Here is a 23,022-nt window from a genome sequence, read left to right on the forward strand (position 1 = left end):
AAAAATAATAGCTAGCAATCTGCTACTGAAATTATGCTAATTTGTTGACCTACGTAAATATAGAAAAACTATCCTGTTGATAAAACTCAAACTAATTGGTAAATTCTTAACACAATTATTCTCAAAATGAATGTTTTTATTAAAGCCTACAAATTTCTCTTATTTTTCTAAGAAAGCTCTACCTTGGCTTGGGGTGATTTGTTTCGCATGTTTTTTAATTGGAATGTCTTTGGCGTTATTCTTCTCCCCAGAAGATTATAAACAAGGAGAAATTGTACGAATTATGTATCTTCATGTGCCTTCTGCATGGCTTGCTCTTGGAATATATGGATTAATTGCATCACTCAGTTTCATTTCATTGGTGTGGAACAATAGCATTGCTAGTGTCTTGGCACATGCTGCTGCTCCTGCAGGGACAGTCTTTTCTGCAATATGCTTAATCACAGGCAGCATCTGGGGAAAAGGAACCTGGGGCACTTGGTGGGTATGGGATGCAAGGCTTACTTCAATGCTGATTTTATTTTTCCTATATGTTGGCTACCTTTCATTGTGGAGCGCTTTTGATAATGAAGCGAGGGCAGAAAAATCAGCAGCAGTATTTGCCATCTTTAGTGCTATAAATATTCCTATAGTAAAATTTTCCGTGAATTTATGGTCCACTCTCCATCAGCCAGCAAGCATTTTGAGAAAAGGTGGAATAGCAATAGAAAGTTCCCTGCTGTTGCCACTGGTTGCAATGTTTATGTTTTGTGCCACATTTTTTTTAGTAGTGTGGATACTGTATTCACTTTACTTAATTAATTTATATAAGATAAAGAGAGAAATCAGTATGCGGTATTAGGCCGAGAGATGAAAATAGAACACACCACATCACCAAGTAGCAAAGACATTGAATTCCTACTCAAAAAGATTAATGAAGAAACCGTTGATAAAGGTACGTGTAACCCATTTGCTTTTTTTATTCGCGATGATACTGAACAAATTATTGCAGGTTGTAGCGGTTTTGTTATCTATGGTTCAATTTACACTGACTTGCTTTGGGTGCACTCTGATTATAGAAGAAAAGGTATGGGAAAGCAGCTAATGGAAGAAGTTCATGATTATGGTCGTGAGATGCACTGTAAAATAGCAACCGTTGCAACCACGAATTTTCAAAAAGCGAAAGTATTTTATGAAAAGCTTGGGTATAAGTGTGATCTTGTACGTCCAGGGTATGTTAACATGTATATTTTTGAAGAAAGTGTTGTGAGATGCACTGTAAAATAGCAACCGTTGCAACCATGAACTCTAAAATATTTAAGGAGCCTACCAGTATCTTTAAGGTAAATGTTCATGTGATTCCGCAGAATAATTCTGTTTTTTGATTCTATCTGTCCATTTATCATTTTCTATATCTTGTTTGTTGGTTGCTTTTTTTTCTTGCTCAACAATTGCCTTATCTATCTCCTTATGAATTGCATCAATTGCATTAATCGCACCTCCTTTTTTGTATACTTCGCTTTTCCCTTCAATAATTAACTTAATAAAAGTATTTACAACAGACTGCACTTGATTATGATTAACCTGACCTTTTGTCAAAGAAGGTAAAGAGCCTAATTCCATCAATACTTCTGGTGCTGTTTTATCTTGAGTGGAAAGTCCTAAATTATCTGCTACTTTACTTATTAATAACTCTCTGTGTTCTTTATTATCTTCCAATTTAGCATAATCACTCAATAGATCTATAACGGTAGATACTCTGACTTCAACAATATCATCAACATCTTCATCTTCTAGAGCAACTCCTGACCCCAATAACCTCTCTCTGAGATTTTCGCTTAAAAGATTGATAAATTCTTCATTTGCATCTGATCCTGTGGTTGATATTGTACCATCTAAATAGTTACTTTGAGCACCGAAGCCATGCTCTATTTGTATTTTTGTCTCAGGTTTAAATCCTAATTTTGCACAGAATTTCTGAAAATATTCTTTAATAATGTCAAACAAGCTCTTGCCATTATCTTTATAATTTTTTAACTCTTTAGGAATAGTAAGTGACAATTTACCATCTCTGTATGTTACAAAGCCTTCACCATTGTGAGATTCAATTGTAAATTCCAATGAACTAGACAGATTACATATCTTATCGCCATGCATAACTTGATTTTTAACAGAGAGTATTGGTAGCCTCATATCAGATCTAATTCTCACATTATTTTGGTTAGCACAATCAATGTTTATTACTTTTTTAGGATTTTCTACTATGAACGACTGTCCAAGTGCAAGTTGAGTTTGTATAAATGGAGCAGCCTTATACCCTGCTTGATTACAATTGGTGACTAGCTCTTCTAAAATAGCATTACTTGGAACTTCTGCCCCAGCGTATCTGAACATTTTTTTGAAAACTTCTTTTGCAAAGGAACGGTAATCCTTGTTTTCATCTTTCTCTGTTGGTAATAGATGGATATACCTTTGGCCAGCATTGTAAAATTCTTCAAATTCTTTCTTATATGAATCGGTTTTTTGATGATTGGCAGTTTTGGAATTTTCACAGTGATTTTTCCATAGCTCACCCAATGCATTACTTACAAGCTCTTTCTCAATATCTTCGAGTACTGAAGCAACAAAAGCTTTGCCATGATCCGTATCTATTTCTCTTGTTCCTTTTTTGTTAAATATTTCGTCATTATATATATCATCACTATTAAAAAGTTCGCTTTTGCGGTGCTTAGCTCCTTCCTTAAATGCAATAATAAGATTTTTATCTATTTCTTTTCCGTTAATAATAAAATTCATCCTTTGAAAATCTAAGAACATTGTTTCACCGGAATTCGCTAATTTATTATCTTGATCTGCTCTTAATTTACTAAAATTGAACTCTTTAGCTGTGGCCTTTAATCTAACTACTGGACTCTTATTATTTTTTCCTTTTGTCTCTTTCATAAATAACACCTTACTGTAAATATGCTGTAAGTTATATCATATAATGATGAATAATTTGGTAATATATTAAGAAAATCGACAGTATATTTCTTTATTTAAGGGGTGTAGGAAAGGCGTAGATTTCTCTTTCCATTTGTAGCGTACTGCATTAATATTTATGTATTAATCTAGAAAATAATGATGAATAATATTGTAATTGTTGGTCTGCAATGGGGTGACGAAGGCAAGGGTAAAATAGTAGATTATCTTTCTGAGAATGCAGATGTAGTTGTGAGATTTCAGGGAGGAAATAATGCAGGGCACACTATAGTAGTAGATGATGAGGTTTATAAATTAAATTTACTGCCCTCTGCTGTTTTGAGGCCAGGCAAAATATCTATCATAGGAAATGGCGTTGCTCTTGATTCACACGCTCTAATCTCAGAAATAGAGTCATTGAAAGTTAAAGGAGTAGACGTAAACTATAACAACTTGATGGTATCTGAGAGCTGTCCATTAATACTTAGCGTACATAAGGACAAGGAAAAGCTATTTGAAGATTTAAATGGAAATCACAAAATTGGTACAACAAATAAAGGGATAGGACCATGTTATGAAGATAAAGTTGGGAGGAGAGCTATACGCCTTTGTGACTTAGAAAACGCAGATGAGTTCAATAAAAGATTGGATACTCTTTTGAATTACCACAATGCTATCAGGAAAGGCCTTAACTACCAGGTAGTTAAAAAAGAAGAAATATTAAAGGAAATTCAAGAGATTTCAGAAAAAATTCTTTCATATAAAAAACCTGTGTGGAAGATATTAAATGACTTGATGAAAGAAGGTAAGAAAATAATATTTGAAGGTGCCCAAGGCGCATTTTTAGATATCGACCACGGAACTTACCCTTTTGTTACTTCAAGTAATACTGTAGCATCGCAAGCAATAACAGGCTCAGGGTTATCCTCCAATGCTTACATTATTGGTGTGGTAAAAGCTTATACAACAAGAGTGGGCAATGGCCCATTTCCTACTGAGCAGAAAAATGAAGTAGGAGATAGCTTGTTTACTATAGGTAAGGAACTTGGAACAGTGAGCAATAGAAGAAGGCGTTGCGGATGGTTCGATGCAGTTTTAGTGCGCCAGGCCGTACAACTCTCTGGAGTTTCAAGCATTGTATTAACCAAATTAGATGTGCTTGATTCTTTTGATACAATTAAAATATGCACTGATTACAAATATAGCGGAAAAATGTATGATTATTTACCCGCATCACATTCAATACAAGAGGAATTAGAGCCAATATATGAAGAGTTTCCTGGCTGGAAAGAAAACACTCAAGGTAAAAGGTCGATTAAAGCATTGCCTATCAATTTAATAAAATATATAGACAGGTTAGAAAAATTAATAGGTGTACCAATTCATCTAATCTCAACTAGTCCAAAGAGAGAGGATGTTATTAAGCTTAAAGATTTCTGAAAACGTCTTTGTATCTTAGAGCCTGTACGTAATCTCAAAAAAGAGATAAAGTGAGAGGATAAAGTATATAAAGTAGGATATGCGAAGTTTATAACCAAGTGACATAAGTCGAGAAAAGTTTGAGATTATTGTAGCAGATCTGGAATCTTGCAGAAAGAAGACAAAACCAAGAACACTTGATTTACATGATGTATTTTGTGGAGTGTTATACGTGTTAAAAAGTGGTTGCCAGTGGAGAATGGTATCAAAAGAGTTCCCAAAATGGCGCAATTGTTACGACTATTTTAAGAAGTGGAGTGAAAAACCAGACGCAAATAAAGAAAGTGTTCTGGAGCTGGTATTAAAAAAAAATAATTGCGACAAAACAATGGTCGGAAAAGCTTCTGCATAATTGATGCACAGAGTATAAAAAATGCAGATACTGCTGAAGCTATGATGCAGGCAAGAAGATTTCAGGGCCGTATTGCAGTAGATACGCAAGCATGCAATTTATACAACAACAGCAGAGATAACTGACCGTAGCAGTGCTGTGAGAATGGTCGAAAATGCAAAAGAAAACCTCTCGGGAGTTAAAAATGTACTGGTTGATGCAGGCTATACTGGAGAGAATTTTGTAACTCAAATAAAAACGATTATTGGTGCAACCGTTGAAGTGATCAAAAGAAATGAATTACGTTCCTTTGTTGTATTGCCCAAAAGATGGGTTGTGGAGCGATCTTTTGCTTAGTTAGAAAAATGTAGAAGATTGTGGAAAAATTGTGAGCGAAAACTCAATACTAGCCTACAAATGGTCGTTCTGGCTTTCACTGCCTTACTTCTGAAAAAATTATGAACAGGCTCTTACTAACTCTTATCTAATAAAAAAAATACTTGTGTAACTTCGAATAGTCTATTATGCAAGACAGCAGTATAAACATGTAGTAAGAAATGTATAATGAAAAATAAAAGCTCAAGTTTAACACTTGCAGTTATTTTTACACAATTAAGTAATCATAAAAGTTAGTGTAGGGCGAGGTTATACAGTTTGATTTCTTTTAATATATGTTAATTGGTATAATATAAATATAGTTAAGGAGGTGTATTATGATTGGAAGTTTGGCTAAAGAAGAAAAAACAGCAGAGGCAGGAAAAACAGGTGATCAACTTGAAAAGTGTATTGGACCAACTTCACTGAATAGGGAGGTTTATTACTCTACGCTTATCTACTATACATTAAAAGAGTTATATTCACAATTAGGTGATATCTCTTATGCTAATAAAACAAGATCAGAAAAAGAAATAATCAATTTTTATGTTCTACCTCAATTTGCACGTTTTAAAGAAATTATTGATGAAGATATAAAAAAAGATCCTTCGTTTGCAAATTCTGCTATTGTAAAGTTTTGCTCCTCAATTATAAAAAATAACAAATTACTTAAAGAATTAGAAGAAGTTAGTATTCCTGCCAAAAACTCTAGTGTAAAGGCAAGGGTAAGCTTTCAACTGAAAAATCTGAAAGAAAGGTGTGGTTCTTAGGAAAACTAAAGGAAAAAAAGAATTTCACTTACGTGCAGAGGGCTTTTGGGGATAAGTGGAGTTTTTATGACCTAATAAATGATGGAGATTTTAAAAAAACGTACATAGATAAAGCAGTAACAGAGTCTGCTAATAAGAGCTTTAAGGAAGATATAGATAAATGCATAAAGTTGGCAGAGCAGGGAAAAGAAGCTGCAAGTAAATATCTTGGAGAGAAAGGCGTAGAGCTTCAAGCTTATTACACAGAAACTGATAACGCTTATAGAGTTTTGAATATCAACTCTATTAATTACAATAGAAGTGAGCCAACCAGGATTAGTGACATTTTACAGCAAGAGAAAGATATTAAAGAGCTGAATATCTATTGCAATAAAAAACATGAAATACACGCTCATCGGAAAGGTAAGGAAAGATATTATGAATTTAAAGAGGGCGCATATTATGAAATGAAAAGCACTTGGCCTGTAAAGGATGGATCCGAAATGTGTACCATGATTATGAATGTGAGTAGCGATGGCATAACTGAAGTACTAAAATTTAATGATGAAGATTTTGTGCTATCGGATGAGATCTTAGAATTAATAAAGCAAAACGATGAATTATATATTCAAGGTCTCTCCTTATATGATGCTGTACTAGAAAAAGGTAAGGCTGCTGATGTTGTACCTACTGCTAATAATAATTTTCAAAATGAGTCTATAGCGGCCTATCGCGAGGAACCAGAGGGGGAATTAGACCCTAAAGTTGATGCTGACAATAGCCTTCCTCCTTCTATTAATAGCAATGCATCAACTCAAACGGAAGTCAATTTACAACACACTGAAACTCAAACAGAAGTTGCTTCACAACAAATTGAAACTAAAACGGAAGTCAATTTACAGCACACTGGAACTCAGACAGAATTTGCTTCACAACAAATGGATGAATTGATTTTAAATAATCAGATGCTGTCCGAAAAAAACGTTGAATTGAAGCAAGAAATGTCAAATTTGAAAAAAGAAGCTGTTGAATTGAAGCAAGAAATAGAAGCAGGGTTGCAAGTGATAAATAAAAAGCACCATGAATTAATACAAGAAAATCAGCGACTACAGGAGAAACTAGAAACAACCCAAGCAGAAGCTAATCAAACAATTGTAAAGTTAGAGAAGCAGAATAGCAATTTACAAGACAGGTTTGAAAAAGAGGAGCAAAAAAACACGGAATTGCAAACTGAACTGGCACAAAAAAATGAAGAATTAGCAGGTGTGTTAAAAGAGCTACAAGGGAAAGCACAAGAACTTAAAGGTGTATATGAAGAAAAAAGAAAGCTAAAGGAAGAGCTGAAAATTGTTAATGCAGGAAAGAAGAATTTGGAAAAAGAGCTAAATCAAGCACGAGAAGATGCGGAACAGATAATGGTTGAACGACGCCAGCAGAAAGAGCGCTTGAAAGATCAGCTAAGAGAATTAGATCAGGAATATAAGGTACAAGTAGAAATTGAGCAAAAGATTAAAGAATCAGATAGGCAGGATAGCGATTTACAAGATACACTTGGAGAAGAGAGACTAAAACTCAACATTGAAGAACTAGAAAACGAGTACGAGGAATTTCCAGGAGATAAGGTGCTTACACTTGAACTCACTAAAGATGAAGATAAAGTCGAAGAGTTAAGAAACGAGCTAGAGCGTGAGAAAGAAAAGTGTAAACAATTATTAGAAGAAGAAAATGAATGGGGTGATGAATTGGTAGGAATGCTTGATGGACTGGAAGAAAAAATTCGTGCTGATGAACAAAGGAGCTTCAACAATCAATTAACGGGAGAAATTTCTAATGAGTCTGGTAATGCTCTACGACAGAAGAAAAGGTTATCCAAATCTTCAAGCGTTGATAATGAGTCTTATGTTCCACTGAGAGAGAAGACAACATTACTCAGATCTTTAAGCGTTGATAGTGGACTTGATAGCGATGAAGAAAATTGTGATAATGATTTATCTTTCAACATAAGTCCTATAAGTTCTATTGAGAAGGTGGCAGAGAGTAGAAACGTAGGTAGGGTATCATTGTGAAGATGGTTGGGGTTAAGTTGCAACTTAAGTGGGGCGCAAAAGGTCTTTTGTGTTGATAATAATTTAAAATCTATAGTAGACTAAAAAAGATTATTAAATTATAATATAACATATGATAAAAGACGAGAAATCGAAAACAATTTTTGAAGTGGAAGGGGCAGTAACTGCTTTACTACCTGCAGCAGAATTTAGAGTGAAACTGGACAATGAACATGAGATTATCTGTCATGTATCAGGGAAAGTGAGAAGAAGTAAAATACGCATCATTATAGGGGATAGGGTGTTAGTTGAGATGAGCATTTACGATAGGAATGCGAGAAAGGGTAGGATCATTAGAAGGCTTAAAGGTACAAGTGACAGAACGATCTCTAAATAATCTTATTCTTGCTTCATCATCGAAAAGGCGTATAGCTTTACTAAAACAAATAAACATTGAGCCAGGTTTAATTTTGCCAGCAGATATAGATGAAGCCCCTTTAAAAAAGGAACTTCCGAAGGATTACTCAATCCGTATGGCAAAAAGTAAAGCTGAGAAAATACAAAGTTTAAATCCAAATTATTTTGTGCTTGGTGTTGATACAGTTGTTGCTTGTGGTAGAAGGATATTGCTCAAAGCTGAAAACGTTGAGCAAGCAGAAAAATGTATCCGCTTGTTATCAGGAAGAAGGCATAGAGTATACACCAGTGTATGTCTATTAACTCCCGATCAATCTAAACAACATATCAGGACTGTGGTTACAATAGTGAAATTTAAACGTCTCAGTGAACAAGAAATTAAGTATTATTTAGCATCAGAAGAGTGGAAAAATAGGGCGGGGGGATGCAATATACAAGGCCTAGCTGGAGTGTTCGTATTGTTCTTACGCGGCTCCTACTCTTCCGTTATAGGGTTACCATTACATGAAACCTATTGTTTGCTAAGCAATTATTTTAACTTCAATTTATATTGAAATACCTTTATTAGTATCTTTTTTTTGTTGTGACTCAGCAACCTGTTTAGCCCAATCTAGTGGTCTTTTATTTCTGTTAGCTAATGCAATTCTATTGCGATCATAACCATCAGTGTGTTCTGTTAAAGTATCTCCTCTTTCTTCTTCTATTACTCCAGCTTTCAGTTGTGCTTCATCTTTCTCTAGTAATTTATATAGTTCGCTATTTTTATCTACAGTTGGATTAGTGTCATTATTTTCTCGTTCTGCCACTGTTTTTTCTAACCACTTACGTATAGGGTCATATTGTTTACCTTCTCCTATCTTTTCTAAAATGTTTTCTGAGAATGAATCTTTAGGAATATTTTCTTTAGTAGCCTGTTGTGCCGGTTCTCTTAACCCTTTATCCGGGTTTCCCAATGCTCCTTTTAACTCACTCGTATCTCCGATTTCTTTTGGTTCAATGTTTTCTAAGCTCTTCTTTAACTGTTCAGGATTTACTTGAGATTGTTCATTATTGTCATGAGTTGGAGATGAATAGCCCGAATCGTTTGCTTTTATGTCTGTTGAGCTGTCTTTTAGCAACCCAACTTCTCTCAAGCGTTTTTTAGTTTCTTCGCTAATCTGACTCTGATCAGCTGGTTTTAACCCGAGATTTTCTTGACCTAATGTATTTTTAAGTTCTTCAAATAGAGTTAGATTACTTTGTCTAATATGTTCTTCTAATTTCCTTCCTACCTGTTTTAAATCTGTTTGAGATTTACTATCACTATTAGTTGGAGATATATAGCCTGAATCACTTATACTATTTGGTGTTGAAGCAGAGACACTAATAGTTGGACCTTCCACTATTTTTACATCTGCTAAATCGTCTTTTTGCAATCCATCTTCTTTATCTTGTGACAGTTTATCAGTAGGATCAACTTGCCTTAATCCTCTATTATCCTGCTGTGATCTATCTCTGATTTCTTTAAGAAGATTTTCAGGTGGAGTTTGATCACTTTGTTCAATGTTCTCTAAGCTCTTCTTTAACTGTTCAGGATTTACTTGAGATTGTTCATTATTGTCATGAGTTGGAGATGAATAGCCCGAGTCACTTTTATTATTGAGTGCTGTAGCAGAGAGCGGCTGTTCACTTTCTTTCCACTTAGCATCACTAGCATCTTGGTTATCACTGTTATCTGGAGAAGATGAATAAGGAATTATGTCCTTTAATGTCTCTAACGGTGATGGGTTATTTTTTCTACTTCCTGCAATTGATGCTTTTCTATCATCAACATCAATGTGCCGTAAGTTGTTTTTCTTGAAATTTCTGATGTCTTGTAACAGATCGCCTTTGCTATTTCCTTCTTGTTGCTGGGTTTTAGGTTGTTGCTGATCATTAGGTGTTTGCTCACTTCTATCTGGTTTTTGGCTTCCAGGTACAGCATGTCCAAATGTAGGATTGTCATACCGTTCATCTTCTTGCCTATTATCTTGATTGTGGCTTACAGACTTGGTGAAAGTAGAACTATCTGAAGAATCAGAAGTTGCACCTTTTTGCTGATTATTAGGTGTTTGCTCATTTTCGCGCAAGTCATCTGGTTTTTGGCTTCCAGATTTGGCTCCCCCTTGCTCATCGAAAACACCTTTTTTAGGTGGTAGTGAACTAGTTCTAGGTGGAAGTGGCGGAGGAGTTTTTTTGTTCTGAGGATTCTCCTCAAAAAGCGATTGTAGGTTATAAACTTGACCTCCCGAATTTGCTTCTCGTGCTGCTTGTCTAAGCTCACGCTTTTCTTTAGCCTCCTGAGAATTAATTTTATCGTCAAAATCTTTTCCAATTCCGCTATCGTAAGACTGCCTTCTGCTGTTAGATTGTAGTCCAAAATGTGAATGGTGGTCTTCTTTTTTTTGAGTTATATCAGTAGCTTGAACGCTAACACCTCTATTAACATCAATTCTTGTTGTAGTTTCAGATGATAGCTCGTTACTGTCTTTATTATGTTGCATCTCATTCGCTTTTCCTTGTCCTTTCTCCCTGAATTGTATTTCATGCAAGAATAAACCACCTATTTTTACATCTCTGTTTACTTCTAACCGTTCTAGAGAAAAATCATCACCTTTAACAAGGTCTACACCGTTAGCATCAATCTTAATTTTGATCTTACATTCCTTCCCCTCCGCATACCACTTTAAAGTCATTTCATATGAACCATCAGTTACGACATAATGTCTTATTTTTTTCCCTTCTTCCTCGGCAACAAAACCATGCATTCCGCTCTTTCCATCACTATGCAATGTTGAAAATCCCGAGATTTCATTCTTCTCACAAAAATCACTGTTTAAAAATTCGCTGATTTTAAACTCTTTTTTGTTATTTACCAGCGTAATACTTGCGTGATTACCGTATATTGAAACTCCTGCAACATCATCAACATACTCTTTCAACCTTTCTTTAACTTCACTTTCAAGGTCTTGTCCAGCTTTCTTTGTCTTGTCGCATTTCTGAAGAATAACTCCATATGCTTTATCTTTGTTTTCTTCTTCGTCCCAATTCCAGTTGGCGTGTTTTGTTAAAAACTTTACTGTGTTAAAATCAACTCTAGCATTATAAATTGGGTCGTCTTCCTTTTTTATTTTATCAAATAAAGGAAAAATTTCTTGAATGCGCTCATTATAAATGTGTTCTTGTTGTGTATCGTTAGTGCCCATATATCCCTCACTAATAACCCTCTGCCTTTAGTTCTAGCTAATACTAGCTAATATAATTATCACAAGCATTGGTTGAATTTTTATTAAGGAAGGTTGTGTTACTAATGTGATGACACAAGCTATTTTATGGTAACATCAAACGATTTAAGTTGTCATTCCAGTCTGGAATCCAGCCTTTCACGAACCCCATCAAAAATGTTGTGTTTTAACATAAGATTAGCTACTTTTATGCTCACTAACTTAGTGCCAATCAAGATTCCTGGATCCCAGTGTCTGGGCACTGGGATGACACCCTTCTTGGCGGAAATCACTTTTATATCACAACAGCTGCATAGCCTAAATTGCTTTAGCTATAGCTCTGTTTTTGCAACTTCAAATATCTGCTACTCATAGTAAACACTTCTGGATCTTGAGAGGTTAGCTTGAGTATAGCGAGTATGTTGATAAACAACAAAGCAGCAATCGAGATATCAGCAACATCCCATAGCAACCGGACTTTACCTATCGCACCAAGCGGAATGATCATGGTAAAAATTACAATCCAGATTTTAGTGTATTTATTATCCATAGACACATAGCGTATTGTCTGTTTTGAGCAAAAAAACCAAGTAAAAATAGTAGTAAAAGCAAAACAAAACATTATGGCCATAATTAAATAGTCAATATAAGGCCAATTCATTGCCTTTCTAAAAGCAAATATGCACATGTTAGTGCTCTCTAAATCAGTGACCCAAGAATCTGTGACAAGCAGTACCATTGTTGTAATAAACACTATAAACGCAACTATAAAAGGCGATATTATCGTAATTAGACTCTGCTCAATAATAAATTTATTATTATTTTTCTTAGGAACAATTGAAGAATGTACGATTCCTTCAAGGCCAAGCCCTACATCTGTTGCAAAAATACCTCGCAAAGTTCCAACTTGAATAATAGTCAACATTTCTAAAATCAAACCTAGAGATAAACCAGAGTTAAAGCTACTAGTTGTAAAAAAACTGCTTGTTATTAGTTTTAGAGAAGGAAGAATATTTTCACTAAATTTAAATAATATGATACCGCAAAGTGTGAGGTAACTTACCGTCATTATCGGTATCATAGCCGATATAAAAATTTTAATTTTTTTTAAGCTGAGAGCTGCAACAACAAAAAATATTATGGCCATTACAATGCCACCAATGACTACAGGCACATCTATCATGTTAAGTGGTATTGATAGAGAATTTACCTGAACAAGGTTACCAACTGTTATTGAAACCATTATCATAACAACTAGAAACACAATTGTAGCTTTTCTAGAGTTAAATGCATCAGCCATGTAGGCTACAGGGCCACCTATAAACCGTCCGTTCTTTTCCTTTCTGGTTTTTATACTTAGATAACAAGTGACATATTTTATCACAGAAGTGATAACAATAATTATCGCCATCCACAAAATAGAGCCCGGTCCTCCGGTTTTTAGAGCAACAGCAGTTCCTGAAATATTTCCTACTCCTAAATTTCCCCCTAAAATTGTAAACAGAGCGGCTATAGAAGAAAATTTATTTTCTCCTTTTTTAGCTCCAAGGAGTGAAAGGGCGTATGGTAATCTAAATACCTGTAGCCATTTTAGTTTAATCGATAGGTAAACACCAGCAACTAGCATGAGTAATATTGTTGGCAGTAATAAAACAAACTTTACTGTATCCATCTGTAAAAGTGAGATTTTTATTTGAGTATACAACAAAAATTGAAAATACCTAACCTATTTTCTATGTATGACTTCGTTTCCGTCATTCTAGAAACCTTTTCTTGTCATCCAAGTAGCGTGACACATAACTGTACGAACATTGTAATATGGTACAATGTTAAGACGATGTCATTCCAGTGCTTGACACTGGAATCCAGCTTTTAATGCAACCCCTCACCAAAAATATTGTGTTTTAACATAAGGTTAGCTACTTTTATACTCACCAACTTAGTGTCCAATCTGGATCTCAGTGAGCTTTGTTGCATAGCAGCAGAAAAATTAGTGATTACTGACAAAATTCATTATAAATAGCGATTTAACTGTTGAAGAAAAAATATGCCACAAAAAATGAGGGTCAGTAACCATAGCGAATATAACAAATTTCTAGAAAAAAGAGGAAATATTTTTCATTATATCAACGAAGCCATAGAAAAGTGGTACGAGAATGGTCCAAAAATACCAGGTGGCAATAATATTTATAGCGATAAAGTTGTAATTTTGGTGCACATAATAACTTGTTTATTTAGAATAGGCCTGAGGCAAACAGTTGGGTTTATAGCAGGATACCTTGAGCAAATTGGGAAAAATTTGCAAGTTATCAGCTATTCACAATCATCAAGAAGGTTTAAGAAACTCAATATTAAGATCAATGATTGCAGAAAATAATATGGAAGATATCGAAATTGCTATAGACAGTACAGGAATTAGTATATACAACAACACTCCTGGTCATAGCAAAGAAAATAGCGAAGATAGAAAGTATCGCAGCTATGAACAGACAAGAAAATTGCATGTAATGTTGAATACAAACAGCAAAAAAGCCATAGCTGTAAAATACAGTAACGGCTGATCACTATGGAGCTTGTGATTTGCTAAAAGAAGTCGATTTTCAGTATGTCATAAAAGTACTATATGCAGATAGGGCATATGACAGAGAAAAGCTCTATAAGCTGTGTAATCAATATGGTATAAAAACGAAAATTCCTCCGAAAAACAACGCAACAGAGCATCCAAAGTTAGACTATATGGCTGAGAGAAATTCTGCAGTCAAGCTCATAAAGTCATATGATGAAGATGGTATAAAGAAGTGGAAAAAAGAGATGAGTTATGGAAAAAGATCTTATATAGAAGGTTTTTTCTCGCGATTAAAAAAGACATTTGGATTTAGTTTTAGGAACAAATCTGAAATGAATCGTGAGAGGGAACTGCTACTCAAATGTTATTTGCTTAACAAATTTACTGAAATAGGCATGGCTAAATTTGAGATAGCTTCATAAATTTATTGTGCGTTACCTACTATCCGAAGAGCGATGCAACAAAGCCATCCCAGTGTCTGGGCACTGGGATGACATCTTTTTTCTTGGTACAAATTACTCTTATATCTCAATGTTCGTACAGTTAGTGCGTGACACTTGTATCTTTATGATGTGAGGCATTAGAGCTAAAATACCTCACAGGGAGGGTGAAGCTGATGCGACACTAATGCCATTAAGCCAGATTTTGCTTCCCTCCCATAGAGTTAAAGACTGAACAGTATCTTTTGGAACTATATCCCGTATTACAAGGTTAGTCTAAACTCTCAGTTTATTTATAGTCTTGGAGGCAATTTTATGCAAGTAAATGCTATTTTGGGTGTGGATATTTCAAAAAAGAAATTTGATGTTTGTTTGTTAGTGGACAGTAAAAAACGACACAAAGTCTTTCAAAATAATCAAGATGGTTTTGCAAAACTTGTAGTTTGGTGCAATGGCCATGGAGCAAATCTTACTCATTTATGTCTTGAAGCAACTAGTTGGTATGGAGAAGATTTGGCTACTTTTATGCACGATTTAGGACATAATGTCAGTATAGTAAACCCAGAAAGCTTTTGGCAAAAGTGAGCTGCTCAGAAATAAGACAGATAAATCAGATGCAGCTATGATAGCTAGATTTTGTATCGCCAACAAACCTGCTCTTTGGAAGCCCATTGCACCTGAAATGAGGCATTTGAGGGAGCTTTACCGTTGCATGCAATCGCTAAAAGATGATAAGGTGCAACAGACAAATCGCTTGGAAAACAAAAATATGCATTCCAGTTGCAAAGAAGCTATATCTAAAGTAATTTTGGCAATAGAGGAGCAAATTATTGTTCTCAAAAAAGAAATTAATGAGCATATAAATAACTATCCACATCTAAAAAATATGGTGGAAAACCTTAAGACTATAAAAGGTATAGGATATCTTACTGCTGTTGCTGTTGTCGCAGAAATGCCATCAGTTGATAACTTTGACAATGCTAAACAATTTACAGCTTTTGCTGGTCTAAATCCAGGACATTATCAATCGGGATCGTCAGTAAGTAAGAGAAGTTGCATATGCAAAATAGGATCTGAGCGTATTCGAAAAGCTCTTTATATGCCAGCTATAGTAGTCAAAAACCATAATAATCATTTTCAAAAGTTTTGTCAGCGTCTAGCAAGTAAAGGCAAATGTCCAAAAGTCATAGTTCTTGCGTTAATGCGAAAATTAATGCATGTCTTTTTTGGTATTCTTAAAAATAATCAACCATTTAATTGTAATTTTGTTGGATAATTTGTTTGACAGCAGAGACAGTATCTGGGATCTAAATTTTTTATGCGAAACCATTATGTTTATATACTTGTAGGCCCAAGTTCCTCACATAGTGAACAAAAAAGTAAATGAGATTCCAGTGTCACGCGCTGGAATGACACCTACCCCATGAGAACTCTATTTTTCATACCACTCATTTATAAGTTTATTGATATCAGAATCTATAAAATCCTTTAATGGTTGCCTGATTTTTATCTCAACATTTTTAGGGATGCACCTATCTTTACATATCGCATAATTTATATGGAAGTTAAGGTCAATATACCCTTGATTTAAAAATATATTCATCTTAAAGGGAAATAATACCATATCCTCATATACGTTACTTACAAACGTCTCTCTCCCTACTTTATCTTTATGTTCCTTTGGAATAGGCCAGTGAATATTTATATCTGATGCATTACCTTTGTAACTAATAGACGTGGGAAGGCCAAAATCTCCAGGATCTTTATAATATATGTGCCAGCCTGGTTCTACTGTAACCTTTATTGCACCTTTAAGAGTGAAGCTTGCTTCATTTATCTCGCCAATAAGTAAATCAAATTTTGCAATTTCCTCGTCAGCATATAGTTGAGCGCAAGAAAAAAATAAAAATAATATTAAATATATATATATTTTCATTAAGGTAAATTTCTCCTTTTATAGAGAAAGTAATTTAGATTTTAATTATTATATTTAATAGTATTATATAGATTATTTATTAATATAGCATTATGCTATAGCTAAACTGACTTACGACAATCTGAAAAACGACAAATTCGTCATTCCGCTACTTGTTAGCGGAATCTATGCCGAGATACCGCGAATGAATCCACAACTGTACGAACATTGTGATTTTGGCCCATAAGGAGGGTGTCATCCCAGTGCTTGACACTGGGATGGCTTTGTTGCATCACACTTTATGAGATGGTGATTTATGGTAAATTCATGTAACTATCTCAAATTTAGCCATACCAATATCAGTGAATTTATTAAGCAAATAGCATTTAGTTCTTTTTCTCGATTTATCTCAGATTTATTCCTAAAACTAAATCCGAATATTTGCTTTAATCTTGAGAAAAACCCTTCAATATAAGATCTTTTCCCATAATTTACTTCTTTTTTCCATTCTTTCATGCCATCAACTATGTTTTTTAAAATTTTTTGAATTTAGTCTCATTTGTTGATAATTTTGTATTTTTATTCAATTGAAAAATGTATTTTGGTAACAAAGATCCTAGTTTATACAGAAAGAAATTTATATCAAACAGCAACCACTGCTTAGATTTTATGGTTAACGAATATGTGCTTTAAATGTGTGTAGACGCACATATCCGTTAACCTATTTTCTATGCAGATTTTTTTTTATTTCATATTAATTGCTTCTTTAAGTCTTGCATTGGCAATTACTATGATTTTTCGCATTAGAGCTGTTATAGCTACCATCTTCTTTTTACCTCTACCAATAAGATCAGAATAAAAAGCACCAAGTGCAGATTTAGATCTTGCAGCAGCCATAGCAGCTGTGAAAAGCTTTGCACGAACATTGCTTCTACCACCTGTTATCCTTCGGTAACCAATAGTTTTACCGCTTTCTTTTGGATGTGGAGCAACTCCAGCAAGACTTGCAACTTCTTTTTTGTTTAGGTGGCCAAGTTCTGGCATTAGACACACAAAAACTTGTGATAACTTGAGACCTATTCCTGGCACTGTTCTCAAGATTTTTTGACGCTTTTGTAACTCTGGATTTTTATCAATAATTCTTTGTATGGCATCGTTGAACTCATTTATCTGACTGGTAAAAAAGTCTATTGTTTTTTGGCAACTTTCCTTTATATAGTCGTTTTCAGGTGCTGCAAGCCTACATTTCTCTTGAGTTCTCATTTGCGTAATGTCATCACGACGTTGACAGAGTGCAACTAAGGCGGTTTGTTCTTTTGACATAGGCACAAATAGAGATAGAGCACTATAGCGTTCAAAACCATATTGAGCAAGGGCTCTTGCATCTGATTGATCTGTCTTTGCTAAAGTTCCATGTGATATGATAAAACTTTTTACTTTACGAGTATTAGCTCGATGTACAGCAACATTCTTATCAACAAGAAAATGTGCTAAGCCAAGCTCATATTTTCCAGTGTTTTCTAAAGTTACTAGAGAATTAGGTAGGATATCTGAAAATTTTTGAAACAACTGTTGCCAACCAGTAGCATCATTGTCAAACTTGATAGCGCTCCTTTGGTTATAAGCTGCAGCAACATTTTTAAATTTTCCGATATCAATGCCAATGAAATTTTGATAAGATGTAATCATAATAAATAACCTCGATAGTTTAATTAATTTAAGATTGTAAACGGGTGCATACATATGTCCCATGCAACTATTCAAACGTATCGAGAGATGGGGCTAGTTTACCTTGATGGCTACGGTTGTAATACCAACTTTCATTCGGTCGCACACGCCCGTGATAGCCCTATTCCTATAGTGAGTAGGGTTATCTTTCCCTCTTATCTCTTTTATATCACATTTTTAACTTACAATCTTTCATATGCTTCTTTTACTTTAGCATGAGAAGTTAATGCATCAAAAAACTCAGGGCTTACCAAGGCATGAATTCCAGTCATATATTCACCACTTAGATTATCTTCTATGTGCCGGAGTACTTCCAGACACTTACGTTTTACGTCAGTTGTTGCTGTTCCAAGGGCAAAATTTACTACTTTTGGTGTTATTTCAAATTCGTTGTACAGATTTAATAATTCTGACCCATCAGCATCTAAAATTATTCCTTTGAGCGCTCCCATTCGCAAATGCTCTAATGTTATTGCGTGTTTGTTTCTCATTAGCTGCAAATGATCAGTTATTACATCTGCCAGCGCTTTCAGTTCACTTTCTGATCCAAATGCTCTTATTCCTTGTACTTCTTCTGGTAACACTACATCATCGTGAGGAATATGTGGAATCGTAAATGTTCTTACTTTTCTTTTACCACGTTTTCCTACTGTTGCTGGTACTCCTGGAACTTGCGTTGGTAGTAAACTTAATACTCCGTTGTGTTCTTCTATGGTAATATGTCTAAATCTTACTGACCTACTTGGAAACAAATTTAAATTTTCAACACGTCCATAATTTATCGGCAATATATTCATCGCATTTGTTAGTGCCGTCATGCTAAATGCTGTATTTGTAAATGGATTTTGCATTTTTTCCCCTTTATGTTTTTTATTATTTACTAGACCCCTTTGCGGATGATGATCCCTCGTCCTTCAAGTTGCTTTATTGCTGCATTTTTCTGCTCTTCAGTGATATTTGCTGGCCATACAACTGCATAATCAGCTAGCATTGCACTACGAGTAATAATTACTGCTTTGGCATTTTCTGTCGCATTTACATCACTTATAGCTCTTTTTACAATAATCCGAACAGACCGTAATATGCTACTGGCCTGCTATAGCCATAAACACATATCTTATCGCATTCGGACTATTATAAGAAAGGCTATACTATTGCACCTATTGCTGTTTGTGTGCCATCTGTGGCAGTTGGATTTATTATCCTAATCATGTTGTCTTTATCACGACCAACAACTGTCCCTAGCTTCAGATTTTGACCCTTTGCTACCGTTATTTGGTCTCTTGAATATAGACTTGATGCCTCATACTTTAATAAGTCACCTAGATTATTTTGTTCTGTTATACTACTCATTTTGCTTTTCTCCTTTTGTTATATATTTTAAATGCCTACGACTTTTCGCTACCTGCATCATCAACTCTTCTCCTGAATTCTGTGGTATTGTACTTATTATCTCTGTCTTCTTTGTTCTTTCTGCAAGTAATTCCATTAAAACCTCCCTTGCTTGCTCAACACTTACACCCTGCTCAATAAATTCTCCTATTTTCTCTGGCATTCGTGATAAGTTACACAAACGTATTATAGCTCTTTCCACAGAAGTCCGGATATGATAAGATTAAGGATAGATGGCGATAAGGAGGTTGGATGCCGGCAGCATATAGTTATGATTTAAGAAAAAAAGCAATGGAAGCACTAGACGAAGGGGAAAGCAGAGAAGCAGTGGCAGCAAGATTTAAAATTGGACGAACTACTTTGTGGGAGTGGAAGCAAAGAAAAAAAGAAACAGGCGACTTTCAGTCAAAAAACTCGGTAATGGAGGTTACAATCAGAAAATTATCGACTGGAATAAGTTTATCGAATTTGCTAAAAAACACGGTAGAAAAACTCTGTCGGAAATGGCTAAACTTTGGGGCAACGTTAGTATCGAAACGATCCACCGAGCTCTCAGAAAAATTGGATTTACGCGCAAAAAAAGACATATGGATACAAGGAAAGGAACGAAGAAAAACGTGCTGAATTCTTAAAAATTATAGCAACAAAAGAACCAGAAAACTTAGTGTATATAGATGAGTCTGGGATTGATAACACGGAGGACTATCCATATGGGTATTGCCAGAAAGGACAGCGATTTTATGCCCTAAAATCTGGAAAAAAAACTCAACGAATCAGCATGGTTGCAGCCTTAAGTAGAAGAAAGATAGTTGCTCCATTAACATTTGAAGGCCACTGTAATATGGATATTTTTAATGGATGGTTTGAGCAATTTTTGGCACCGATCTTAGAACCTGGACAAACTGTCATTCTTGATAATGCTACTTTTCATAAGTCTGATAAGCTTATCAAGCTCGCTAAAGGAGTCGGTGCAGAAATTTTGTATCTGCCGCCTTATTCTCCAGATTTTAACAAAATTGAGCATCATTGGTTTGCTATAAAAAACAGAGCCAGGAAAAACATTCCTCTATTCGAATCCTTTCGTCGTGCTGTTGATTCTGCCTTCCTATGACCTATTCGGACTATTATGAGAAATGCTATAATTCAACAACTTCAGTACGATACTTAGTTAAATTATTAGTTTTTAGGTCATTTGTAGTTTGTTCATTCATAATAATACTCCTGTTTTGATTAATAGATGAAAGAATTGTAATTCCATCTGCAAGACCTATTTCTACTGCTTTCTCGCCAAAATATAGCCCTGCTTCTGTTGATTTGATTGCTTCTACAGAAAGGTTTCTATTGCGTGCTATTAGCTCAACCAGCATTCCATATAAACGATTCACTTCGCTTTTTAGGTTTTCTAAACTCTCAGAAGTTATTGGCTCATGTGGATTTAAATCATTTTTTCTACTTCCTGCAAATACTGTCGTATATTTTATTCCCTGTTTTTCATCAAACCCACTTTGATCTATATGACTTGCTATTACTCCTATGCTTCCTACTCCTGAAGTTCTACTCACAAATACCTTTTCAGCGCTAGAGGCTATAGCGTACGCAGCAGAATATGCATCATCATTTGCTATTGCAATAATTCTCTTTTTTGTTCTTGATTCATAAATAAAATCAGCTAGGTCAAAGACACCGTTTACTTCCCCTCCTGGACTGTCTATGTCAAGTAGAATCGTCTCTATGCTTTTATCTTCTAAAGCGCTCTCTATCTCTTCATGAATATTTTCATACGAAGTCATATCTAAAATATGATCAAAAGCTTCTGTTTTTTTTGTCAAAACTCCATAAATACGTATTATTGCTATTCCTTTTGGGTTTATATGAAAATGCTTTAAGTTCTTAAAGATAGGTTGTTTGCTGTTATATAATGATAGTAGTTCAAAGCTTCTTCTCTCTACCATTACTGGTTTATTTATCCACACCACTTCCTCCCCTTTTATGATTAACATCAGAATCGAAACAAAGTCCAAAAGAATTAGCTCGCTTTTGATCTTCTACTATTTCTTGATCAATTTCTTCTACATCGTAACCCATTTCTGATACTACTTCCGATCGACTCTTAAATCCATTCCTTACTGCCATTTGCTGTGCTTGCTGGTCTTTCAGTGGATCCACCCAATCAAATCCCTGTGGTATCCATTTTACTTCTTTAAATACTTGATTATCTGTTGTAGAAAGCTCTCCAGATAAAGTGGCAAGTTCTAGCCATCTACTCCATACTGGTCTGCAAAATTGGAATACCATAATGTTATGTTGCAGCATAGCGCATCTACGACGAAACTCTATTAATCCTGCTCTGATTGATGAATAATTAACACCGGTTAAATCTCCTGTTAGCTGCTCATATGTTATCCCTGTACCTATTGCTATTGCCCTCAGTTGCTGTCTCATGAATGCTTCATAACTTCCTCCAACATCTGATGGCTCTGAAAATTTTATGTCCTCTCCTGGGTCTAAAAGCTGCATTGTTCCAGGTTCCAGGCCAGATAGTGCTACTCCTTGCTCATTTGCTTGCGCCTCACCTAAAATATTTGCTTCAGGATCAAGTCTTGTAATAAACCCTGCAAACATTGCTGCTGTCTTTTTTCTCACCAGCTCTGCATCATCGTATTGATCAAGCTCATAAAGCTTTAGCAGTATATTAGAAAGCCATGGCTCCCCTCTAATTTGCCCAGGTCTTAATGGTCTATAAATATGTAAAACATCATTTGCTGGCACTCTCACTGATTCTCCAAATGAGCCTTCTCCTGGATGTTCTCGAAAAAGGAAAAAAGCTTCTCTTTGCCCAAGCCTGTTAAACTCAATCCCGTTTCTTATTACATTACCATTTCCTAAAGTTTGATTTGTTTTATTATCTAAATGTTCAGACTCAAGTACTTGCAGTTGTAATGGCACAGAAAATCTATCTTCCAGCTTTCTCGTTCTTAAACGTACAAAACATTCTCCTCCCTCTATCATACTTCTGCATACTAGAGCTTGTAATCCATAAAAATCACTTACTCCATTACTGTCCGCTTCATCTGTCCATTTTAGCCATAATTCTTGTATTTTCTTTCGAAATTCTCCATCTCTTGCTTTTGATTGTGGTTTTATTCCTGTTCCAATAGAGTTACTTACTATTGTATCAATGATATTTGCTGCATATGGATTTTTTCTCACCATATCACGTGATCTACTACGTAAAGTTTCAAGGCTTTGAGAGAGTAAGCTATTTATATTACTTTTCTCCGGTTGCCAATACACTACTCTTCTTCCTGATCCTGCAGCATCCCATGCAGAGCTTTTTATCTTTGGTTTGTTAAATAATTGCTTGAATGATTTTAATAACATTTTGCCTCTTTAATTATGCAGC

19 protein-coding genes and 7 pseudogenes are annotated in these 23,022 nt (G+C 35.0%); 14 read left to right on the forward strand and 12 right to left on the reverse strand.

Annotated elements, in window-relative coordinates; translation table 11 throughout:
* The first annotated feature begins 130 nt into the window (after positions 1 to 130).
* Both ccmC and ABWU67_RS03100 read left to right on the forward strand, forming a co-directional pair.
* Positions 131 to 841: a heme ABC transporter permease CcmC gene (gene ccmC / locus ABWU67_RS03095; protein ID WP_151807941.1), complete on the forward strand. Its 711-nt coding sequence runs from the start codon at positions 131 to 133 to the stop codon at positions 839 to 841.
* Positions 842 to 849: 8 nt separating this feature from the next.
* On the forward strand, positions 850 to 1,266 hold the full coding sequence (locus ABWU67_RS03100) for a GNAT family N-acetyltransferase (RefSeq protein ID WP_353282177.1): 417 nt from the start codon (positions 850 to 852) through the stop codon (positions 1,264 to 1,266).
* Between the two features lie 51 nt (positions 1,267 to 1,317).
* Here the strand turns inward: ABWU67_RS03100 and ABWU67_RS03105 are convergent, their stop codons facing one another.
* Positions 1,318 to 2,922 carry a hypothetical protein gene (locus ABWU67_RS03105; RefSeq protein WP_353282178.1) on the reverse strand — a complete coding sequence of 535 codons (1,605 nt, stop codon included), beginning with the start codon at positions 2,920 to 2,922 and terminating at the stop codon, positions 1,318 to 1,320.
* A gap of 180 nt (positions 2,923 to 3,102) precedes the next feature.
* Between ABWU67_RS03105 and ABWU67_RS03110 the strand changes: the two genes are divergently transcribed.
* The 6 genes and pseudogenes from ABWU67_RS03110 to ABWU67_RS03135 all read left to right on the forward strand — a co-directional run bounded on the left by ABWU67_RS03110 (position 3,103) and on the right by ABWU67_RS03135 (position 8,890).
* Complete coding sequence (locus ABWU67_RS03110) at positions 3,103 to 4,380, forward strand: adenylosuccinate synthase (RefSeq protein WP_341822172.1); 1,278 nt, start codon at positions 3,103 to 3,105, stop codon at positions 4,378 to 4,380.
* A gap of 103 nt (positions 4,381 to 4,483) precedes the next feature.
* Positions 4,484 to 5,212, forward strand: a pseudogene (locus ABWU67_RS03115) (IS5 family transposase).
* A 251-nt stretch (positions 5,213 to 5,463) separates the two neighbouring features.
* On the forward strand, positions 5,464 to 5,895 hold the full coding sequence (locus ABWU67_RS03120) for a hypothetical protein (RefSeq protein WP_353282179.1): 432 nt from the start codon (positions 5,464 to 5,466) through the stop codon (positions 5,893 to 5,895).
* Positions 5,883 to 7,940 (forward strand): hypothetical protein, encoded by a 2,058-nt coding sequence (locus tag ABWU67_RS03125; RefSeq protein ID WP_353282180.1) that lies wholly within the window; start codon positions 5,883 to 5,885, stop codon positions 7,938 to 7,940. Before ABWU67_RS03120 ends, ABWU67_RS03125 begins: the two co-directional genes overlap by 13 nt.
* A gap of 112 nt (positions 7,941 to 8,052) precedes the next feature.
* A complete protein-coding gene (gene infA / locus ABWU67_RS03130) occupies positions 8,053 to 8,316 on the forward strand; it encodes a translation initiation factor IF-1 (protein ID WP_007550159.1) in 264 nt (87 codons plus the stop codon).
* Positions 8,294 to 8,890: a Maf family nucleotide pyrophosphatase gene (locus ABWU67_RS03135; protein ID WP_010082554.1), complete on the forward strand. Its 597-nt coding sequence runs from the start codon at positions 8,294 to 8,296 to the stop codon at positions 8,888 to 8,890. Before infA ends, ABWU67_RS03135 begins: the two co-directional genes overlap by 23 nt.
* Here ABWU67_RS03135 and ABWU67_RS03140 read toward each other — a convergent pair.
* From ABWU67_RS03140 to ABWU67_RS03150, 3 genes are all read right to left on the reverse strand, one after another.
* Positions 8,882 to 11,560, reverse strand: coding sequence for a hypothetical protein (locus ABWU67_RS03140; protein ID WP_353282181.1), 2,679 nt, complete (start codon positions 11,558 to 11,560; stop codon positions 8,882 to 8,884). The two genes, ABWU67_RS03135 and ABWU67_RS03140, sit on opposite strands and share 9 nt — an antisense overlap.
* Before the next feature lie 152 nt (positions 11,561 to 11,712).
* Complete coding sequence (locus ABWU67_RS03145) at positions 11,713 to 11,871, reverse strand: hypothetical protein (RefSeq protein WP_353282182.1); 159 nt, start codon at positions 11,869 to 11,871, stop codon at positions 11,713 to 11,715.
* A 35-nt stretch (positions 11,872 to 11,906) separates the two neighbouring features.
* Complete coding sequence (locus ABWU67_RS03150) at positions 11,907 to 13,250, reverse strand: alanine:cation symporter family protein (protein ID WP_353282183.1); 1,344 nt, start codon at positions 13,248 to 13,250, stop codon at positions 11,907 to 11,909.
* A gap of 375 nt (positions 13,251 to 13,625) precedes the next feature.
* Here ABWU67_RS03150 and ABWU67_RS03155 point away from each other — a divergent pair, with 375 nt between their 5' ends.
* From ABWU67_RS03155 to ABWU67_RS03175, 5 genes and pseudogenes are all read left to right on the forward strand, one after another.
* Positions 13,626 to 13,955, forward strand: a complete 330-nt coding sequence (locus ABWU67_RS03155) for a transposase (RefSeq protein WP_007548762.1) — start codon at positions 13,626 to 13,628, stop codon at positions 13,953 to 13,955.
* Between the two features lies 1 nt (position 13,956).
* Complete coding sequence (locus ABWU67_RS03160) at positions 13,957 to 14,139, forward strand: transposase (protein WP_167347183.1); 183 nt, start codon at positions 13,957 to 13,959, stop codon at positions 14,137 to 14,139.
* A gap of 19 nt (positions 14,140 to 14,158) precedes the next feature.
* On the forward strand, positions 14,159 to 14,566 hold the full coding sequence (locus tag ABWU67_RS03165; RefSeq protein ID WP_095742667.1) for a transposase: 408 nt from the start codon (positions 14,159 to 14,161) through the stop codon (positions 14,564 to 14,566).
* 333 nt (positions 14,567 to 14,899) lie between these two features.
* Positions 14,900 to 15,284 (forward strand): annotated as a pseudogene (locus ABWU67_RS03170) (IS110 family transposase); the annotation flags it as partial.
* Between the two features lie 252 nt (positions 15,285 to 15,536).
* Positions 15,537 to 15,860 (forward strand): transposase, encoded by a 324-nt coding sequence (locus ABWU67_RS03175; RefSeq protein WP_182183164.1) that lies wholly within the window; start codon positions 15,537 to 15,539, stop codon positions 15,858 to 15,860.
* Between the two features lie 156 nt (positions 15,861 to 16,016).
* Here ABWU67_RS03175 and ABWU67_RS03180 read toward each other — a convergent pair whose 3' ends face one another.
* The 6 genes and pseudogenes from ABWU67_RS03180 to ABWU67_RS03215 form a co-directional block, all read right to left on the reverse strand.
* Positions 16,017 to 16,520 (reverse strand): protein-disulfide reductase DsbD domain-containing protein, encoded by a 504-nt coding sequence (locus tag ABWU67_RS03180; protein WP_015589109.1) that lies wholly within the window; start codon positions 16,518 to 16,520, stop codon positions 16,017 to 16,019.
* A 312-nt stretch (positions 16,521 to 16,832) separates the two neighbouring features.
* Positions 16,833 to 17,015, reverse strand: coding sequence for a hypothetical protein (locus ABWU67_RS03185; protein WP_264951319.1), 183 nt, complete (start codon positions 17,013 to 17,015; stop codon positions 16,833 to 16,835).
* Positions 17,016 to 17,243: 228 nt separating this feature from the next.
* Positions 17,244 to 18,188: an IS110 family transposase gene (locus ABWU67_RS03190; RefSeq protein ID WP_265022222.1), complete on the reverse strand. Its 945-nt coding sequence runs from the start codon at positions 18,186 to 18,188 to the stop codon at positions 17,244 to 17,246.
* A gap of 227 nt (positions 18,189 to 18,415) precedes the next feature.
* Positions 18,416 to 19,078: pseudogene (locus ABWU67_RS03195) on the reverse strand (major capsid protein); the annotation flags it as partial.
* A gap of 29 nt (positions 19,079 to 19,107) precedes the next feature.
* A pseudogene (locus ABWU67_RS07255) lies at positions 19,108 to 19,580 on the reverse strand (head decoration protein).
* A pseudogene (locus tag ABWU67_RS03215) lies at positions 19,573 to 19,809 on the reverse strand (hypothetical protein); the annotation flags it as partial. The pseudogenes ABWU67_RS03215 and ABWU67_RS07255, both read right to left, overlap by 8 nt.
* Before the next feature lie 62 nt (positions 19,810 to 19,871).
* Here ABWU67_RS03215 and ABWU67_RS03220 point away from each other — a divergent pair.
* Positions 19,872 to 20,730 (forward strand): annotated as a pseudogene (locus ABWU67_RS03220) (IS630 family transposase).
* A 28-nt stretch (positions 20,731 to 20,758) separates the two neighbouring features.
* Here ABWU67_RS03220 and ABWU67_RS03225 read toward each other — a convergent pair.
* Both ABWU67_RS03225 and ABWU67_RS03230 read right to left on the reverse strand, forming a co-directional pair.
* A pseudogene (locus tag ABWU67_RS03225) lies at positions 20,759 to 21,619 on the reverse strand (S49 family peptidase); the annotation flags it as partial.
* Entirely contained in the window at positions 21,579 to 23,000 is a 1,422-nt protein-coding gene (locus ABWU67_RS03230) for a phage portal protein (RefSeq protein ID WP_353282184.1), read from the reverse strand. The pseudogene ABWU67_RS03225 and the gene ABWU67_RS03230, both read right to left, overlap by 41 nt.
* Positions 23,001 to 23,022 lie beyond the last annotated feature (22 nt).

The sequence above is a fragment of the Wolbachia endosymbiont (group A) of Aleiodes leptofemur genome (assembly GCF_964028465.1).
Classification (GTDB): domain Bacteria; phylum Pseudomonadota; class Alphaproteobacteria; order Rickettsiales; family Anaplasmataceae; genus Wolbachia; species Wolbachia pipientis.

What these genes read in the sequence shown, in the direction of transcription:
- ccmC (WP_151807941.1), top strand. Translation starts at nt 131, where the DNA reads ATGTTTTTATTAAAGCCTACAAATTTCTCTTATTTTTCTAAGAAAGCT.
- ABWU67_RS03100 (WP_353282177.1), top strand. Translation starts at nt 850, where the DNA reads ATGAAAATAGAACACACCACATCACCAAGTAGCAAAGACATTGAATTC.
- ABWU67_RS03105 (WP_353282178.1), bottom strand. Translation starts at nt 2,922, where the DNA reads ATGAAAGAGACAAAAGGAAAAAATAATAAGAGTCCAGTAGTTAGATTA.
- ABWU67_RS03110 (WP_341822172.1), top strand. Translation starts at nt 3,103, where the DNA reads ATGAATAATATTGTAATTGTTGGTCTGCAATGGGGTGACGAAGGCAAG.
- ABWU67_RS03120 (WP_353282179.1), top strand. Translation starts at nt 5,464, where the DNA reads ATGATTGGAAGTTTGGCTAAAGAAGAAAAAACAGCAGAGGCAGGAAAA.
- infA (WP_007550159.1), top strand. Translation starts at nt 8,053, where the DNA reads ATGATAAAAGACGAGAAATCGAAAACAATTTTTGAAGTGGAAGGGGCA.
- ABWU67_RS03140 (WP_353282181.1), bottom strand. Translation starts at nt 11,560, where the DNA reads ATGGGCACTAACGATACACAACAAGAACACATTTATAATGAGCGCATT.
- ABWU67_RS03150 (WP_353282183.1), bottom strand. Translation starts at nt 13,250, where the DNA reads ATGGATACAGTAAAGTTTGTTTTATTACTGCCAACAATATTACTCATG.
- ABWU67_RS03155 (WP_007548762.1), top strand. Translation starts at nt 13,626, where the DNA reads ATGCCACAAAAAATGAGGGTCAGTAACCATAGCGAATATAACAAATTT.
- ABWU67_RS03160 (WP_167347183.1), top strand. Translation starts at nt 13,957, where the DNA reads ATGGAAGATATCGAAATTGCTATAGACAGTACAGGAATTAGTATATAC.
- ABWU67_RS03175 (WP_182183164.1), top strand. Translation starts at nt 15,537, where the DNA reads ATGCCATCAGTTGATAACTTTGACAATGCTAAACAATTTACAGCTTTT.
- ABWU67_RS03180 (WP_015589109.1), bottom strand. Translation starts at nt 16,520, where the DNA reads ATGAAAATATATATATATTTAATATTATTTTTATTTTTTTCTTGCGCT.
- ABWU67_RS03185 (WP_264951319.1), bottom strand. Translation starts at nt 17,015, where the DNA reads ATGAAAGAATGGAAAAAAGAAGTAAATTATGGGAAAAGATCTTATATT.
- ABWU67_RS03190 (WP_265022222.1), bottom strand. Translation starts at nt 18,188, where the DNA reads ATGATTACATCTTATCAAAATTTCATTGGCATTGATATCGGAAAATTT.
- ABWU67_RS03230 (WP_353282184.1), bottom strand. Translation starts at nt 23,000, where the DNA reads ATGTTATTAAAATCATTCAAGCAATTATTTAACAAACCAAAGATAAAA.